Origin of the sequence: Delftia acidovorans NBRC 14950 (assembly GCF_001598795.1) — a bacterium.
Classification (GTDB): Bacteria; Pseudomonadota; Gammaproteobacteria; order Burkholderiales; family Burkholderiaceae_C; genus Comamonas; species Comamonas acidovorans.
This window is the reverse complement of record NZ_BCZP01000001.1, coordinates 521,251-538,617: the sequence shown is the minus strand read 5'-3', so window position 1 is coordinate 538,617 and position 17,367 is coordinate 521,251. Positions and strand designations below refer to the sequence as shown.

Annotated in this window: 14 protein-coding genes and 1 pseudogene; 6 read left to right on the top strand and 9 right to left on the bottom strand. The window is 67.9% G+C overall.

The window, feature by feature from the left end; translation table 11 throughout:
• Window positions 1-134: 134 nt before the first annotated feature.
• The 5 genes from DA1_RS02370 to DA1_RS02350 form a co-directional block, all read right to left on the bottom strand.
• Window positions 135-1,520, bottom strand: a complete 1,386-nt coding sequence (locus DA1_RS02370) for a sulfite reductase subunit alpha (protein ID WP_034396354.1) — start codon at window positions 1,518-1,520, stop codon at window positions 135-137.
• A gap of 45 nt (window positions 1,521-1,565) precedes the next feature.
• Window positions 1,566-2,642, bottom strand: coding sequence for an FAD:protein FMN transferase (locus DA1_RS02365; RefSeq protein WP_034396357.1), 1,077 nt, complete (start codon window positions 2,640-2,642; stop codon window positions 1,566-1,568).
• A gap of 41 nt (window positions 2,643-2,683) precedes the next feature.
• Window positions 2,684-3,502: a DUF4198 domain-containing protein gene (locus DA1_RS02360; protein WP_012206854.1), complete on the bottom strand. Its 819-nt coding sequence runs from the start codon at window positions 3,500-3,502 to the stop codon at window positions 2,684-2,686.
• A 177-nt stretch (window positions 3,503-3,679) separates the two neighbouring features.
• A complete protein-coding gene (locus DA1_RS02355; protein WP_034396360.1) occupies window positions 3,680-4,207 on the bottom strand; it encodes a DUF2271 domain-containing protein in 528 nt (175 codons plus the stop codon).
• A 20-nt stretch (window positions 4,208-4,227) separates the two neighbouring features.
• On the bottom strand, window positions 4,228-4,866 hold the full coding sequence (locus tag DA1_RS02350) for a PepSY-associated TM helix domain-containing protein (protein WP_013801140.1): 639 nt from the start codon (window positions 4,864-4,866) through the stop codon (window positions 4,228-4,230).
• Window positions 4,867-5,105: 239 nt separating this feature from the next.
• Between DA1_RS02350 and DA1_RS02345 the strand changes: the two genes are divergently transcribed.
• From DA1_RS02345 to DA1_RS02320, 6 genes are all read left to right on the top strand, one after another.
• On the top strand, window positions 5,106-5,606 hold the full coding sequence (locus DA1_RS02345; protein ID WP_230355034.1) for a sigma-70 family RNA polymerase sigma factor: 501 nt from the start codon (window positions 5,106-5,108) through the stop codon (window positions 5,604-5,606).
• Window positions 5,603-6,646 (top strand): FecR domain-containing protein, encoded by a 1,044-nt coding sequence (locus DA1_RS02340; RefSeq protein ID WP_051940942.1) that lies wholly within the window; start codon window positions 5,603-5,605, stop codon window positions 6,644-6,646. The genes DA1_RS02345 and DA1_RS02340 overlap by 4 nt, the downstream gene beginning before the upstream one ends.
• Window positions 6,647-6,772: 126 nt before the next feature.
• The gene (locus tag DA1_RS02335; RefSeq protein ID WP_034396362.1) at window positions 6,773-9,292 is read left to right on the top strand and encodes a TonB-dependent siderophore receptor; all 2,520 of its coding nucleotides are present in this window, start codon (window positions 6,773-6,775) and stop codon (window positions 9,290-9,292) included.
• Window positions 9,293-9,448: 156 nt separating this feature from the next.
• Complete coding sequence (locus tag DA1_RS02330) at window positions 9,449-10,525, top strand: Bug family tripartite tricarboxylate transporter substrate binding protein (protein ID WP_034396365.1); 1,077 nt, start codon at window positions 9,449-9,451, stop codon at window positions 10,523-10,525.
• Between the two features lie 220 nt (window positions 10,526-10,745).
• Window positions 10,746-11,051 (top strand): winged helix-turn-helix transcriptional regulator, encoded by a 306-nt coding sequence (locus DA1_RS02325; protein WP_012206858.1) that lies wholly within the window; start codon window positions 10,746-10,748, stop codon window positions 11,049-11,051.
• A 109-nt stretch (window positions 11,052-11,160) separates the two neighbouring features.
• Window positions 11,161-11,514, top strand: a complete 354-nt coding sequence (locus DA1_RS02320) for an FKBP-type peptidyl-prolyl cis-trans isomerase (RefSeq protein WP_012206859.1) — start codon at window positions 11,161-11,163, stop codon at window positions 11,512-11,514.
• Window positions 11,515-11,631: 117 nt separating this feature from the next.
• On the opposite strand, the gene DA1_RS02315 is transcribed toward DA1_RS02320, so the two are convergent.
• The 4 genes and pseudogenes from DA1_RS02315 to ppsA form a co-directional block, all read right to left on the bottom strand.
• On the bottom strand, window positions 11,632-12,156 hold the full coding sequence (locus DA1_RS02315; protein ID WP_034396368.1) for a hypothetical protein: 525 nt from the start codon (window positions 12,154-12,156) through the stop codon (window positions 11,632-11,634).
• 187 nt (window positions 12,157-12,343) lie between these two features.
• Complete coding sequence (locus DA1_RS02310; RefSeq protein ID WP_034396370.1) at window positions 12,344-14,434, bottom strand: VC_2705 family sodium/solute symporter; 2,091 nt, start codon at window positions 14,432-14,434, stop codon at window positions 12,344-12,346.
• Window positions 14,427-14,807: pseudogene (locus DA1_RS02305) on the bottom strand (DUF4212 domain-containing protein). The gene DA1_RS02310 and the pseudogene DA1_RS02305 overlap by 8 nt, the downstream one beginning before the upstream one ends.
• Before the next feature lie 17 nt (window positions 14,808-14,824).
• On the bottom strand, window positions 14,825-17,215 hold the full coding sequence (ppsA, locus tag DA1_RS02300; RefSeq protein ID WP_034396373.1) for a phosphoenolpyruvate synthase: 2,391 nt from the start codon (window positions 17,213-17,215) through the stop codon (window positions 14,825-14,827).
• Window positions 17,216-17,367: the final 152 nt, after the last annotated feature.

Here is a 17,367-nt window from a genome sequence, read left to right as displayed (position 1 = left end):
GGGGATATGTAACGAAATTATATGAACATTGAGAATCATTTCCATTCTCACGAGCACAATAGGATTTATCTGTCGTGCCGATGCTACGTTCCTAGGAGCAAACCGGCCCATCTTTGCGCTCGCGCAAGCGGCGTTCAGTACACATCGCGCCGGTATCGACCGCTGCGCACCAGCTGGTCCATCTGCGCCTTGCCCAACACGGCGTGCAGCGCCTGGTCCACGCCCTGGGCCATGCCCTGCAGGCTGCCGCACACGTAGATGGCTGCGCCCTGCGCCACCCATTGGCGCAAGACATCGCCGGACTGCGCCAGCAGGTCCTGCACATAGGCGCGCGGCGCGCCTTCGCTGCGGTCGCGCGAGAAGGCCAGGTCCAGGCGCTGCAGCACGCCGCCATCGCACCATGCCTGAAGCTCGTCGCCGTACAGCCGGTCGTGCGCCGCATTGCGCTCGCCGAACAGCAGCCAGTTGGGACCCAGGCCCGCCGCAGCACGCGCGCGCAGGTGGCTGCGCAGGCCGGCCAGGCCCGTGCCGTTGCCGATCAGCACCAGCGGGCGCTGCAGGTTGTCTTCCAGCCGGAAATTGCGGTGCGCACGCAGCCGCAGGGTGATGGCTGCACCCAGGGGCGCGCCCTGCGTGAGCCAGCCCGAGGCCAGGCCCGGCGAGCCATCCTCGCGCCGCGCCTGGCGCACCAGCAGGTGCACGCAGCCATCCTGGGCAATGGAGGCGATGGAGTACTCGCGCGGATGCTGCGGGTCCGCAGGAATGCAGACCTGCGCCAGGTCGCCGGACTCCCACAGCGCGGGCTCCGTTGCAGGGGGCTGCAGCTCGATGTGGAACACCGGCTCGCCTGCGCTGCCCGGGTTCATGTGCCGGCGCGCGGCCAGCGTCCATTCGCTGAAGACCGGCTGCTCCCATGCCGGCATGTCGCCCAGGCTGCTGATCTGGGTCAGCTGGTGCTGCCAGGCAGTCAGCACCTGCGGCGCGCCGTTGTCCATTTCAATGCGCTCGAACCAGGGCCTGGCGCCACCGGCACGCAGCCAGCTGTCCAGCGCGCGGCCAAAGCCGCAGAACTGCGCGTACTGCCGGTCGCCCAGCGCCAGCAGACCGTATTGCAGATGGGACAGCGGCCGTGCATCGGCCATGGCGTGCGCCAGGAACAGCGCCGCGTTGTCGGGCGGATCGCCCTCGCCATAGGTGCTGGCGATGAACAGCGCCCTTTGCGTGCGCGCCAGCAGGTCGGCATCCACAGCGTCCAGGGCGCACAGGTGCACGCTTTCTCCGGCCGTGTGCAGCAGCCGGGCGGTCTCGCGCGCCAGCTCCTCGGCCTGGCCGGTCTGGCTGGCATAGGCCACGAGCAGGGGCAGCGCGCCCTCGCGTGCGCTGGTCAGCGCAGCCGCTTCCTGCAGGGTCCGCATGCGCTGGCGGCGCTCACGCCACCAGATGGCGGCGCACATGGCCGCATAGAGCAGGACCAGCACGGCGGCTGCGAGTACGCGCAGCCCGGTTTCGGACAAGGTCATGGCGAGGACCGGAAATCTACACGGCGGAAAAAGGGAAGGAAACGCTCACGGCAGCAGCGCGGCAAAAGCCGTTGTCATCGCCATGGCAGGGCCTTGGGCAGTGCGCTCGCACAGCAGCGCCGCCACGCCGCGCTGCTCGGCAAAGTCCAGGCCCTCGCGCGGCCCCAGCACGGTGAGCACGGTGGCCAGGGCGTCGGCCTGCATGCATTCGGCATGCAGCACGGTGACGCTGGTCAGGCCATGCGCCACGGGCTCGCCGCTGCGCGGATCGATGGTGTGGGAGTAGCGGCGCCCGCCTTGCTCGAAGGCATGCCAGTGGTCGCCCGAGGTGGCGATGGCCATGTCGCGCAGCGGCAGCGCCAGCGGCGTGGACTGGTCCGCCATGCTGGCCACGGCCACGCGCCAGGGCTGGTTGCCAGGGCGCTGACCACAGGCCCGCAGCTCGCCGCCCACCTCGACGAGGAAATCGGTATGGCCCAGCGCCTGCAGGCGCTCGGCGACCAGGTCCACCGAATAGCCTTTGGCGATGCCGCTGAAGTCCACATGGACGGCGCCGGGCTGCAGCGCGCGCCGGCCTGCCAGGTCCAGCACGATGCGCTGGTAGCCCACGCGCTCGCGCACCCGCCGCAGCGCGTCGGCATCGGGGATGCCGGCGCCCTGCGACTTTTCCGCACGCGGGCCGAAGCCCCACAGATCAACCAGCGGCCCCACGGTAGGGTCCCAGGCGCCGCCGCTGGCCTGTGCCCAATCGAGTGCACAGGTCAGCACGGTGAAGAATTCGGGTGGCAGTGCATGCCAGCTGCCGGGCTCGGCGCGGTTGAAGCGCGAGATGTCGGAGCCAGCTTCCCAGTTGCTCATCTGGCGCACGACCAGGGCCAGCGCAGCCTCTATGGCCTGGCGCGCCTCATCGAGCGGGCGGAAATCCGGGTTGTGCAGGCGCACGCTCCAGCTCGTGCCCATGGACTCGCCGGTGAGTGTTTGCAGCGCGGCGGGGTCTGCCCGCCGCACGGCCTGCGGCGCGTAGCCGGAGACGGCAAAGGACGCCGCGCCTGTGGACACAGGCGCGGCAAGGCCCCGGCCTGCGCTGCCCTGCAATAGGGCGGGCGCGAAGCTCACGCGCACGGGCGCGGGCGCAGACGGAGCCCCGGGTGGGGACGCAAGGCTCAGGGCAGCACCTCGAACGTGCCCACGTAGGACAGGCGGCGCTCCTTGGCCTGGGGCAGCGATGTCTTGCTGTCCTGCGCGTCGGCATCCACCCAGTACATGCCGGCGGTGGGCCAGGTCACGCTGAACTCGCCCTTGGCGTCGGTCGTGGCCTTGATCTCGCCCTTGTTGTCGCGGTAGCGCGTGGCGCCGGGCACCAGCACGACTTCCAGGTTGGCGGCGGGCTTGCCGTCCACATGGAAGGCGAAGGTGGCCTTCTCGCCCTTGACCAGGTCGTTGGGATGGGTCACGGGCACCAGCTCCAGCCCCTTGCCGGAAGGCTTGACGGCGCTGGGCTTGCCCACGGTCACGAAGGTCTCGATGCGGCCCACGGACTGGGTCACCTTCAGGTCCTGCGCGTCGGCGGGCACATCGGCGGCGAACTTCTCGGGCGAGCCGCGCCAGCGGCGGTTCTGGCCCGTGGCCTTGTCCTTCCAAGAGGCAAACAGGCCGTCGTTGACGATGGCCAGGCGGTAGGTGCCGCTTTGCTGCAGGTCCAGGTCGAACACGCTGCGCAGCTTGCCGCGATGGGCATTCTGCGGCGCGACGGCCGAGCCGTCCGGCGCCGAGACAACGAGGTTGTCCAGGCCCAGCGGCACGTGGTTGAAGAAGAACAGGTCGTTGGAGACAGCGGCATCCACCGTGATCCATTCGGCCTTGGACAGCACCGTGGTCGAGGGCAGCAGCCACAGGTTGTGGGCCTGGGCGGCCTGGAAGGCGCCGCAGGCAATGGCGAGGCTGGCAGCCAGACGGACGGCAAAGCGGGTCTTGGACTTCATGAAAAATCTCCTTGGTTCGTGGATGGGTCTGGCACGTGGATCCCCCGCAAGATGCGTGGCCCACCAACATGCAGGGCTCAGCTCAGGGATGCCGAGCAAGGGCCTGGCCGCCCCGCAGCGATGGCGTCGTCCCCCTCGTGAGGGGGAAGGCGCACAGCGCCTCGGCGGCTTTCAATTTCAAGGCTTGAGCTCGACGCTGATCTCGCCCAGCTCGCTGCTGCCCTTGGCGCTCAGTTGCTCGGCCTTGGCCGCGGGCCACTTGAAGGGCACGGTAACCACTTCGCGGCCGCCGACTTCGCGCGCGGCCTCGACCACGAGCTTGTATTCACCGGGCGGCAGCTTGGCGAAGGGATTGGCGCCTTCGGTGAAACTCAGCTGGTGCTTGCCCACGGGACGCGTGGGGCTGGTCACGCCATCGATCGGCAACGTCAGGTCACGGCCCGTGCGGCGCCACCACTGGCGCATGTCCTTGAGCCACTTCGTGCCTTCGGCATTGCGCATCTTCACGTCGTACCAGACCGACAGCGTGGAGGCAACCGAGGCGTCGGCGCGCTCGATCCACACGGCCACGTAGGGGCGGTGGTATTCGGCGACATCCAGGCGCGGAATTTCCACGCCCACGTTCAGGCCGGCGGCAAAGACCGGGACCGCGCCCAGGCAGGCGCCAAGCGCCATGGTGTAGCGCAGAGAGAAGTGCGGATTCATTGGCAAGGCTCTTTCGGTTCTCAGTGGATCAACAGGAGGGCCAGCAGCATGGGAATCACCAGCCCCATGCCGACCATGGGCCAGGTGAAGGGGCGATTGCCTGCATGCATCTTCAGGATGAACAGGCCCGTGACGGTGAACACCAGGCAGGCTGCGGCAAAGATGTCGATGAACCAGCTCCAGGCGGCGCCCGTGTTGCGACCCTTGTGCAGGTCGTTCAGATAGGCGATCCAGCCCCGGTCGGTGCGCTCGTATTCGGCCTCGCCATCGGCCAGGGCAACGCGCACCCAGGCATCGCCGCCGGGGCGTGGCAGGGAGACATAGAGTTCGTCGGCCGTCCATTCGGCCTCGCGGCCCTCGGCCTCAAGGCCCCACTGGCCGCGCACCCAGTCCGCAAACGGCGCAGGCACGGGCGCCCGGTCGCGCGGCTGGCTGGCCTGCTGCTGGACCAACTGCACGCGCAGCGCATCGGGCAATGCCGCCTCGCCACGCACGATGCGCGGCTTGGACTCGATCTGCCCCGCATGGTTGAGCGTGAACCCCGTGACGGCGAACAGCAGCATGCCGATCAGGCACAGCGCGGAGCTGACCCAGTGCCACTCGTGCAGTGTCTTGAGCCAGTAGGAACGGCGCCGAGGGTCCGGTTTGGGGGATGTCATCGCAACAGAAAAAGGCGGCAGCGCCACGCGGCGTCAACCATCACGGATGGCGGGCACGGGAGCCCAGGAAAGGAAAGGCCCGGGGATTCTACCGCCCACAAATAAGAATTGATCGCATTTACACAAGCTTTACCGGCTTAATCGTGCGCCACGCCAAGGCGGTGCCAGCATCACCCAAAGTAAAATAAGAATGCTTATCACTTGCATCTCTCTCTTTACCCTTCGTGTCCTGTCCCGCCGTGACTCCCCACCAGGCCCTTGCCCATCTCTACCAGCAGCACCATGGCTGGCTGCGCACCTGGCTGCAGCGCCGGCTGGGCCATGCAGGCGATGCGGCAGATTTCGCACAGGACACCTACGTGCGCGTGATGGAGTCCCGCACCGAACTGTCCGAGATCCGGGAGCCCCGCGCCTTCCTCACCACGGTGGCCAAGCGCGTGATGGCCAACCACCTGCGCCGCCGAGAAATTGAACGTGCCTATCTGGACACGCTGGCGCTGCAGCCCGAGCCGCTGGCGCCCTCGCCCGAGGAACGCGCCATCGTGCTGGAGACGCTGTGCGAGCTGGACCGCCTGCTCGACGGCCTGCCGCCCAAGGTGCGCGCGGCCTTTTTGCACGCCCAGCTGGACGGCATGGCCTATGCCGAGATCGCGTTGCTGCTGCAGGTCTCGGTCAGCTCGGTCAAGCAGTACATGGCGCGCGCCATCCGGCATTGCTACTTCCCGGAACATGCGGCATGACACAGCGCTGCGCTGCCGGGCGCGTCCATGGCGCCGATGGCTCCACCCATAGTGCCGACCCCGCGCTGCCGCCTGACGTGGTCCACAGCGCCGTGGACTGGCTGGTGCAGCTGTGGTCAGGCGAGTGCACAGCGGAACAACGCGCGCAATGGCTGGACTGGCGCGCGGCCCATCCGCTGCATGAGCGGGCCTGGCAGCGCATCGAGGCCACGAATGCGCGGCTCAGGTTGCCTGACGCACGCCCGGACAGCGGTCCCCTCAATGGACCCCTTGCCACGGCCACGCTGGCGCGCAGCCTCAAGACCGCCCAGTCACGCCGCCGCCTGCTGGCCAGCGTCGCTGGCCTGGCCGGCGCAGGTGCTGCGGCATGGACTGCGCATGAGCGCCTGCCCTGGCAGGCCTGGAATGCCGATGTCAGCACCGCCAAGGGCGAGCGGCGCTCCCTGCAGTTGCCCGATGGCACGCAGCTGCTGCTCAACACCGAGACGTCCGTGGACCTTGCCTTCGACGACCAGCTGCGCCGCGTGCTGCTGTTGCGCGGCGAGCTGATGGTCGCCACCGCCCATGACACGGCCCAGCCCGCGCGCCCCTTTGTGGTGGACACGCCCGCGGGCAGGCTGCGCGCCCTGGGCAAGCGTTTCACGGTGCGCCATGACATGGAGACTGCGGATACGCGCGTGGCCGTTTTCGAGGGTGCGGTCGAGGCCCGCAGCCGCACGGGCGAGTTGCTGCGTGTCGACAGCGGCGAAGCCGCAAGGCTCAGTGCCACGCAGGCCCTGCCGGCCGGCGCGGCCGGCGAGGGGCCGGGCTGGGACGAAGGCGTGCTCGTGGCCTCGGACATGCGCCTGGACCGCTTCATCGACGAACTGCGCCGCTACCGACCCGGGCTGATCACGCTGGCACCCGAGGTGGCCGGGTTGCGCCTGTCAGGCGTCTTCCCGCTCGCCGATACGGATCGCATCCTGCAGTCCCTGGTACAGGTGCTGCCCGTGCGCATCCATGTGCCGGTGCGCTACTGGGTGCGCATAGGTCCGGCGTGAAGAGAAGGCGGCGGGACAACCCGGCCCGGTGACATCGGTCTGTACCTTTTCTCATCTCGCGTGACAAGCAGGGGAGAGGCGCTTTGCGGCGCCATGTTTCCTCCCTGATCCAAAGACCGCACCAACATGTCCGACCTCCATCACCAGCGCCGCCTCGCTACCGCGGCGGCACGCGTCCTCCGCCCCGCGCAACCTGCGCCCGTGTTCCACCTGTCCGCATTGACCCTGGCCCTGGCCGCCGCACTGGCCAGCCTGTCCGCCCTGCCCTTGCCCGCGAATGCCCAGGCCCAGGCCCAGACAGGTAGTACCGAGCGCGCCCAGGCCTACGACATTCCGGCAGGACCGCTGGAGGCCGCGCTCACGCGCTTCGCCAAGGCCTCGGGCGTTCTGCTGGCCTATACGCCCGAGCTGGTGCGCGATCTGCAAAGCCCGGGCCTGCAGGGCAGCCATGCGCCGGCCGAGGCGCTGACCCGCCTGCTGGCGGGCTCGGGCCTAGCGGCCGCGACCTCGGGCAACGGCGGCTATACGCTGCGCCGCTCGCAGGCATCGCCTGCGTCCTCGACAGCGCCTGCCGCATCAGCCGTAGGCGCCACCACGCTGGGCGAGGTGCACGTCACCGCCAAGGCCGAGGTCGGCAGCGCCACGGAAGGCACGGGCGCCTACACCGCGACCGGACCCAGCAGCACGGCCACGGGCCTGGGCCTGTCGCTGCGCGAGACGCCGCAGTCGGTGAGCGTGATGACGCGCCAGCGCATGGATGACTTCAAGCTGGAGACGCTGACCGACGTGCTGGAGCAGACGCCCGGCGTGGCCGTGGTCCGCCAAAGCGAGATGACCACCTTCAACGTGCGCGGCTCCAGCGTCAACCTGCAGACCGATGGCAGCCGCCAGCTCACCAATGGCTGGGGCTGGAACACGCACATCATGTACTCGCTGGACGATCTGGCCGAGATCGACCGCGTTGAAGTGCTCAAGGGCTCGTCGGGCCTGATCAATGGCGACGGCGCCTACGGAGCCACGGTCAACCTGATCCGCAAGCGCCCCACGCGCGACTTCCAGGCCAGCGTAATGGCCAGCGCGGGCAGCTGGGGCACCTACCGTGCCGATGCCGACATTGCCGGTCCGCTGAACCAGGAAGGCAGCCTGCGCGGCCGCCTGGTGGCCTCGCGCAAGAGCGGCGACAGCTTCCGCGACCACCAGCACAGCAACAGCTCCATGCTGTACGGCACGCTGGAATACGACCTCACCCCCGACACCCTGCTGAGCGCCGGCATCACCTACCGCCAGCGCGAACTGCGCGGCTCGGGCGGCACCACGCCCATCCAGGGCTACACGGGCACCGGCCAGTTCGTCGGCTGGATGCCGCGCTCGCTGAACATCGCCGCGCCCTGGTCGGGCTACGAGCAGGAGTCGCTCAACAGCTTCGCGCGCCTGGAGCACCGCTTTGCCAGCGGCTGGAAGGCCAAGCTGCAGATGTCGCATGAAGAGGTGAAGACGCCCGACATGCAGATCGGCCTGCTGCGCTACGCCCTGCCCAGCTCGGCCCAGTTCGCGGCCTACAAGGACATCGAGTCCCGCAACCAGAACATCAGCATCGACGTTCAGGGCCCGTTCACGCTGTTCGGCCGCCAGCATGAGTTGCTGGTGGGCGCGGGCGCCGCACGCAACCGCACCACGCTGCTGCGCGGCGCGCGCCCCGGCCTGGACCTGCCGCAGGTGGACTTCAGCCAGGGCGGCGCAGCCATCCCGGCGCCAGCGGACAACATCCCCTATTCCAACGACCTGTTCAGCAACAAGCGCAGCTATCTCTACAGCGCGGCACGCCTCAATCTGGCCGATCCGCTGAAGCTGATCGCCGGCCTGCGCGTGACCAACTACGACCAGAAGGATGTGACCGACATCAGCTGGTACAACTACAACATGCGCGAGCACGGCGTGGTCACGCCCTATGCGGGCCTGGTGTATGACGTCAGCCCGAACATCTCGCTGTATGGCAGCTACGCCAGCATCTTCAAGGCGCAAAGCGCCAAGGATCTGCAGGAACGCACCCTGCCGCCCGAGGAGGGCCTGACCTACGAGATCGGCGCCAAGGGCGAATTCTTCGACAAGCGGTTGAACGCCAGCGTCGCCCATTTCTGGATGCGCACCGACAACACGGCCGTGGAAGACGGGCTCATGCCCAATGGCGACACGGCCTACCGCGCGGTCCAGGGCGCGCGCAGGCGCGGCTTCGAACTGGAACTGTCCGGCGAGCTGGCCAAGGGCTGGCAGGCCCAGGGCAGCTACGTGACCATCAACAGCAATCTGGACAACGCCGCCACCAGCCCGCGCCACCAGTTCAAGCTGGGCACCACCTACCGCTTCGCGCAGGGCGCGCTGTCCGGCCTGACTGTGGGCGGCGCCGCGCGCTGGCAAAGCGCCATCTCCACCAGCCGCGGCGCCGCCACGCTGCGCCAGGACGCCTACTGGGTGATGGACCTGATGGCGCGCTACCAGATCAACCGCCATCTCAGCATCGTGGCCAACGTCAACAACCTGTTCGACAAGCACTATTTCTCGGGCGTGACCAACTTCAATGCCCAGGGCCTGTACTACACCTGGGGCGCGCCACGCAGCGTCAACGTGAGCATGCGTTACGACTTCTGAGCGCTGAGGGACCGCACCGGCCCAGAGATCACAGAGCCGCGCGGGCCGGACTGCGCTGTACTGTGTTGTGTCAAGCAGCTGACGCACATGCTTACATAATCTGCTTTTCTGATTCATTTGCGCCCACAATGGCGCGCGAACCCGATTGGAGACTGCATGCGCCTTCCGAGCTTTTCGCAAACCGCCGCCAACGCCGCCCATACCGCCGATGGAACGCGCCAGAACCGCCGCCAGATGCTGGCCCAGGGCGCTGCCCTGGCCATGCTGTGCTCTCCTCTGGCCCATGCCGCACCGCCAGCGGCAGCACCTGCAGCCCATGCGCCACGGGCTGCCGGCAGCGCCCAGCGCGTGGCGACCAGCCTGCGCATCGTCATTCCGGCCAATGCCGGCGGCGGCTGGGATCAGACCGGCCGCGCATTGGGCGCAGCGCTGGTGGCCAGCGGCGCGGCCGAGCGCGTGGAGTATGAAAACGTGGGCGGCAAGGGAGGCACCATCGGCCTGGCCCAGTTTGCCGAGCGCCATGGCAAGGACCCCGACGCCTTGCTGATCGGCGGCATGGTGATGGTCGGTGCGGTGGCACTGCAAAAGCCGGCCGTCAACATGTCGCATGTGCAGCCGATTGCCCGCCTGACCAGCGATTACCTGGTCGTGGCCGTACCGGCCGACTCCCCCATCCGCAATGCCAAGGACCTGGTGGCCGCGCTGCGCAGCGACCTGGCCCACCAGTCTTTTGCGGGTGGCTCGGCCGGTGGCGTGGACCACATGTTCGCCGGCCTGCTCACGCGCGCGGCCAAGGCGGCGCCCGAGCAACTGGTCTACAAGCCCTTTCCTGGCGGCGCCCAGGTGGTGGAGGCCTTGCTCAAGGGCGATGCGCGCATGGGCGTGTCCGGCTACAGCGAGTTCAGCGAGGCGCTGGCCAGCGGCAAGCTGCGCGCCATCGGCGTGTCCTCGCGCCGCAGCCTGTTCGGCCTGCCCTCGTTCCGCGAGCAGGGGCTGGATGCGGACATGGCCAACTGGCGCGCCGTCTTCACCGGCAAGCAGGTCAGCGCCGCACGTGCCCAGGCCCTGCTGGGCGCCGTGGAGCAGGCCACGCAGCACGAGAGCTGGCAACGCGCCCTGCGCCAGAACCGCTGGGAGCCTTCCTGGCAGGCGGGCCGCGATTTCAACGGCTTTCTGGAGCTGGAGCACACCACGGCCAGCGTGATGACCTATCTGCTCAAACTCAAGAGCTGAGAAACCGCCGCGCAGCGGGCAGGCCACGTGGCGGGCCTGCAACACTGGCTTGGTCATACGCGTATTCCTCTAGCGTGGGGCATTGCCGCTGTGGGTTTTGAGCTACCAAACTTGTAGCAGAATGGATCCAGAGCTATAGTTCCCCGGGACTTGGCTCGGCGCGCGTCCCACCCGGACGCACCCGCCGGCTCACCCACACCATTGCGCAAGGAGAAGCGTCATGAGCTCCAAGGAAAACGCCGCCATCAACCAGCTGTTCGAGAAACTCGAATGCCGCTACGCGTTGCGCGTGCTGTGGGCGCTGCGGGACGGCCATCCTCAGACCTTTCGACTGCTGCAAGACAGCGTGGGCGGCATCACGCCCAACACGCTGAACACCCGCATCAAGGAGCTGCGCGAGTGCGGGCTGCTGGAGCATGGCTCCGACGGCTACACCGTGACGCTGGCCGGCCAGGACCTGCTCAAGCGCCTGTCCGATGTGCAGGCCTTTGCCAACCGCTGGGTGGCCGCGCGCGCCAAGAAGTGATGTCAGGCCGGGCGCGGCACCAGGCGCCACGGCCTCTTCCCGCGCAGGGCCACCGGCCAGCCGGGTCGTCTCCTTTCCCCCAACCGTTTCTCTCTCAAGGAATACCACCATGGCTTTCACCACCACCGCATCCGGCCTGCAGTATGAAGACACCGTCGTGGGCGACGGCGCCGAAGCCCAGCGCGGCCGCAGCGTGACCGTGCACTACACGGGCTGGCTCTACAACAACGGCGTGCAGGGCGCCAAGTTCGACTCCAGCAAGGACCGCAACGATCCCTTCGTCTTCCCCCTGGGCGGCGGCATGGTGATCAAGGGCTGGGACGAAGGCGTGCAAGGCATGAAGGTGGGCGGCCAGCGCACCCTGATCATCCCGGCCGAGCTGGGCTATGGCGCCCGTGGCGCCGGCGGCGTGATCCCCCCCAACGCCACGCTGAAGTTCGACGTGGAGCTGCTGGCCGTCTGAGCCTGCACCCACAGGTTCATGCAAGGGCAAGGTGCGAAGGCGCCTTGCCCTTTTTCATTGCCGGGCCACCCCAAGATGAAAAGCGCTCCCTTGGCGAGCGTGCGGGCCATTCCTCATTCACGGTGCCTTGCCGAACAGCGCCTCGTGCAGCGGCAGGTAGCTGGCAGGACTGGCCGCCTCGCGCAGGCGCGGCGCCAGCGCCACCAGCTGGTCGTAGCCCATGGCCGCTTCCACGGCAAGGTTGAGCCGGAACCCCTTCAGGCCCAGGTTGGCCGTGATGGCCACGGCCAGCGGATAGGCGTTGCGATAGCGCACGGCCAGCGATGGCTCGGACTGCGCGGGGGCATCGCCAGCCGAATCCGTGGACGAAACCGCTGCAGCAGGCGCGGCAGGGACCGAAGGCACCGCGACGGCCACCACGCCCAGCCGGGGCTCGGCCGCGTCGCGCGGTGCCAGCCATTCGCGCTCCACCAGCGCCAGGATCTCGTCCTGCGTCACGCCCATTCCGGCAACGGCCTGCAGCACCTGCGCCAGGCTGCGTTGCCCGTCAAACAGCAAAAAGGCCGAGCGCAACCGGGGCGAGAGATCGGCATGGCGTTCCTTGAATGCCTGTTGGCCGGCGGACGTTTTCACAAAATGCATGGCGGACGGGATTCTCTGCAAGGGATCGGATCGGACACGGCTCGCAGCGTGTCATGAGCCTCCTGCTCCCAAAAGCGGGTTTTCCAGCACGCACGGGCTTCAGTGGGGCCGGCAATGATCCAGATCTGCCAAAAGCGCAAAAACGGGGCAGAAAATGGCCATCCTCCCGCCCGGCGGCCTCTGTCCGTCAGGACGCTTTTGCGGGCACGGAACGCGCCGGGGCCCGGCGGCGCGGGTCCAGGCAGCTGACCAGCCAGGTCACCAGCAGGCCGGCCGGCACGCCGAAGACGCCCGATGAAATCGGCTGTATGCCCCACCACAGGCGCGCGTGCAGCGCTTCGGGCAGCACGGGCTGCAGTGCCGGCACATGCGAGACCATGTAGTACAGCGTGACGCCCAGCCCGGCCAGCATGCCGGCCACGGCGCCCCGGCGCGTGGTGCCACGCCAGAAGATGCCCAGCACCATGGCCGGCACGAAGGCCGAGGCCGCCAGCGAGAACGATGCCGTGACCATGGGCAGGATGTCCGAGGAACGGCGCGAGGCCACGAAGGCGGCCGACAGCGCCATCACCAGCAGCGCGAACTTGGACAGGATCACGCGCTGCTCGGGCGAGGCGCGGCGGCGGCGCTCGCGAAAGTACAGGTCGCGCACCAGCGCGTTGCTGATGGTCAGCAGCAGTCCATCGGCCGTGGACAGCGCCGCAGCCAGGCCGCCGGCCGCCACCAGGCCGGAGACCACGTAGGGCATGCCGCCCAGCTCGGGCGTGGCCAGCATGATGAGGTCGGCGCCCATGCGGATCTCGCCGAACTGCAGGACGCCGTCGCCGTTGACATCCTCCACGGCCAGCAAGGAGGCATCCACCCGGGCCCACTGCGCCATCCAGTTGGGCAGCTCGTCAAAGCGGATGCCCACGAGGTTGTTCATGACCTCGAACTTGACCAGCACGGCCAGGGCCGGCGCGCTCATGTACAGCACGCCGATGAAGAACAGCGTCCAGCCCACCGAGGCCCGCGCCCCCGACACCGAGGGCGCCGTGTAGTAGCGCGTGAGCAGGTGCGGCAGGCCGGCCGTGCCGGCCATGAGGCAGAACATCAGCGCCAGGAAGTTGCGCCGGCTGTCCTCGTAGATCTGCTGCTCCTGGGGCGATCCATCGGGGTTGCCGGCGAATGGCAGGCTGTGCAGTGGAATGCCGCCCAGCGGCTTCTCGCGCTCGCGCATTTCCTGCAGCTGGCGTGTCCACAGCGCGCGCGCGGCGGCTTCGTCACGCGGCATGGCGGCCAGTTCGCGGCTGGCGGCCATGATGGCGCCGATATCGCCACTGCGCGTGCGCAGATCGCGTATGCGCTCGGCCAGCGCCTGGCGCTCGGCGGCCAGCACGCGCGGCACGTCCTTGAGCTTGTCCTCCAGCACCTCGGCGCGCAGGCGGTAGGCGGCGATCACCTCCTGCTCGGCCGGCGAGTCCAGCAGGCGCTGCTCCATCTCCGCAATCTGGCTGAGCTGGGCCGTATAGGCCAGCGGCGCCACGGGATTGCCCATCTGCCGGTAGGCCAGCCAGGACACGGGGATCAGAAAGGCCAGCAGGATCACCACGTACTGCGCGACCTGGGTCCAGGTGATGGCGCGCATGCCGCCCAGGAAGGAGCACAGCAGCACGCCGCCCAGGCCCAGCATGATGCCGATCTCGAACTGCACGCCCGTCAGCCGCGAGGCGATCAGCCCCACGCCGTAGATCTGCGCCACCACATAGGTGAACGAGCAGATCACGGCCGCCAGCGCCGCGATCACGCGCGGCCAGCGCCCGCCGTAGCGCTGCTGGAAGAAATCGGGAATGGTGTAGAGCTTCATCGCCCGCAGGTGCGGCGCGATCAGCATGGCAACCAGGCAAAAGCCGCCCGTCCAGCCCAGCAGGTAGGCCAGTCCGCCGGCCTGGCCCGGCACGCCGGCAAAGCCCTGCAGGTACAGCGCCCCCGACAGGCTGATGAACGAGGCCGCGCTGACCCAGTCCGCCGCAGCCGCCATGCCGTTGTAGAAGGGCGGAATGCGCCGGCCCGCGACGTAGTACTCCTCGGGGTCGCTGGTGCGCAGGTACACGCCGATGGCCGCATAGACCATGACGGTGAAGAACAGGAAGATGGGGCCTATCCAGTGGCGGGACAGGCCCTGCTGCTCGGCCCAGAACATGAGGGCCAGAAAGCCGAGCACGCCGAGCGTGTACAGGGCCACGATGCGGTGCAGCCGCCAGTGGGAGGCCGCCGTCAGCGGGGCGCGCTCAGCCATGGCCGGGAGGCGATGGCGGTGCGGACGGTTGCGTATCGGCCGATGGGGATGCGGGAGCCGGTGCCATCGCAAAAGCGGCCCGGGCCTAGCGGCGCTCGAAATGGTCCATGGACAAACAATAGACGATGACGATGGCCAGGAACATCAGGACTGCCCCCTGGGCCGCGAACCAGTAGGCCAGCGGCCAGTCGGGCATCAGCGCCTGCAGGTCACGCGCGTAGTAGCAGGCGCCAAAGGAGACGGCCACCCAGACCGCGAACAGCACGGCCTTGAGCCACAGATGGCGGATGTCGTGCAGGTCGGGGGCGAAGGTCTCGCCTTCGGACGGTCCCCCGACCGCGTCGTCATGCAAGTGCGCTTTCGGCGTATGCATGGCGACGCTGCCAGCCCTTACTGCGCCAGGCGCTGCCAGGTGGCGACCACGCTGTCGGGATTCAGCGAGATGGAGGCAATGCCTTCGTCAGCCAGCCATTGGGCGAAGTCCGGGTGGTCCGAAGGGCCCTGGCCGCAGATGCCCACGTACTTGCCCTGGTCCAGGCAGGCCTTGATGGCGCGCGACAGCATCTTGCGCACGGCCGGGTCGCGCTCGTCGAAGTCGGCAGCCAGCAGCTCCAGGCCGGAGTCGCGGTCCAGGCCCAGCGTCAGCTGGGTCAGGTCGTTGGAGCCGATGGAGAAGCCGTCGAAGAACTCGAGGAACTCATCGGCCAGGATGGCGTTGGAGGGCACCTCGCACATCATGATGAGCTTGAGCTCGTTGTCGCCGCGCTTGAGGCCGTTGGCCGCCAGCAGCTGGGTGACGCGCTCGGCCTGCTTGAGCGTGCGCACGAAGGGAATCATGATCTGCACGTTGGTCAGGCCCATGTCCTCGCGCACGCGGCGCAGTGCCTCGCACTCCATGCGGAAGGCCTCGCCGAAGTCCTCGGAGATGTAGCGCGCGGCGCCACGGAAGCCCAGCATGGGGTTCTCTTCCTCGGGCTCGTAGCGGCTGCCGCCGATGAGCTTGCGGTACTCGTTGGACTTGAAGTCCGACATGCGCACGATGACGGGCTTGGGCCAGAAGGCGGCGGCAATCGTGGCCACGCCTTCGGCAACCTTGTCCACATAGAAGGCACGCGGCGAGGCATGGCCGCGGGCCACGGACTCGACGGCCTTCTTGAGGTCGGCATCGACGGCGGGGTAGTCCAGGATGGCCTTGGGGTGCACGCCGATGTTGTTGTTGATGATGAACTCCAGGCGGGCCAGGCCCACGCCCTCGTTGGGCAGCTGGGCGAAGTCGAAGGCCAGCTGGGGGTTGCCCACGTTCATCATGATCTTGGTCTTGATGGCGGGCATCTCGCCACGCTGCACTTCGGTGATCTCGGTCTCGATCAGGCCATCGTAGATCTTGCCGGTATCGCCTTCGGCGCAGCTGACGGTGACCAGGGTGCCGTCCTTGAGCAGGTCGGTAGCGTTGCCGCAGCCGACCACGGCCGGAATGCCCAGTTCGCGCGCGATGATGGCAGCGTGGCAGGTACGGCCGCCACGGTTGGTGACGATGGCCGAGGCACGCTTCATCACCGGCTCCCAGTTGGGATCGGTCATGTCGGTCACCAGCACGTCGCCGGGCTGGACCTGGTCCATGTTGGCGATGTCATTGACCAGGCGCACGGGGCCCGTGCCGATCTTCTGGCCAATGGCGCGGCCTTCGGCCAGCACATTGCCCGTGCCCTTGAGGGCGTAGCGCTGCTCGGCCTGGCCCTTGGCCTGGCTCTTCACGGTCTCGGGGCGGGCCTGCAGGATGTAGAGCTGGCCGTCCGTGCCGTCCTTGCCCCACTCGATGTCCATGGGGCGGCCATAGTGCTGCTCGATGACCAGGGCATAGTGGGCCAGCTGCTGCACGTCCTCATCGGACAGCGAGTAGCGGTTGCGCAGCTCATGGGCCACGTCGGTGGTCTTGACCAGCTTGCCGCTGGCGGCCTTTTCCTCGGGCGAGGCAAAGACCATCTGGATCAGCTTGGAGCCCAGGTTGCGGCGGATCAGGGCCTTCTTGCCGGCCTTGAGCATGGGCTTGTGCACATAGAACTCGTCAGGATTGACGGCGCCCTGCACCACGGTCTCGCCCAGGCCATAGCTGGAGGTGATGAAGACCACGTCCTCGAAGCCCGATTCGGTGTCGATGGTGAACATCACGCCGGCCGCGCCCAGGTCGGAACGCACCATGCGCTGCACGCCGGCCGACAGGGCCACCACGTCGTGGGCAAAGCCCTTGTGCACGCGGTAGGAGATGGCGCGGTCGTTGTACAGCGAGGCGAAGACTTCCTTCATCTTGTGCAGCACCGACTCGATGCCCACCACGTTCAGGAAGGTTTCCTGCTGGCCGGCGAACGAGGCGTCGGGCAGGTCTTCGGCCGTGGCCGAGGAGCGCACGGCGAACGAGGCCGCCTCGTTGCCGCCCTGCAGGCGCACGAATTCCTCGCGGATGGCCTGCTCCAGATCGGCCGGGAAGGGCTGGTTCTCGACCAGGGCACGGATTTCGGCACCGACCTGGGCCAGGGCGCGGACATCTTCCACGTCCAGGGCGGCCAGCTTGGCGCTGATCTTGTCGGCGAGGCCGTCGTGGGCCAGGAACTGGCGGAAGGCATGGGCCGTGGTGGCAAAGCCCGTGGGAACGCGCACGCCTTGCGGCAGCTGCGAGATCATTTCGCCGAGCGAGGCGTTCTTGCCGCCTACGGACTCGACATCGGTCATCCTCAGTTGTTCAAACGGAACGACGAGGGCGGTGGCCTCGAACAGTTGAGACATGGGAAAGCTCCAGAAGTTGAAAACCGTCGTGCGCCGCCCCGGCTGCCAAAGCCGGGCACGGTCGATCCATCCACGCAGGCGTGCGCGAGGCTTTGCTGTTCTGGTTGGAGGCCGGCAGCGAGCATGGATGGGAAATTGGGAATAATGGGCGT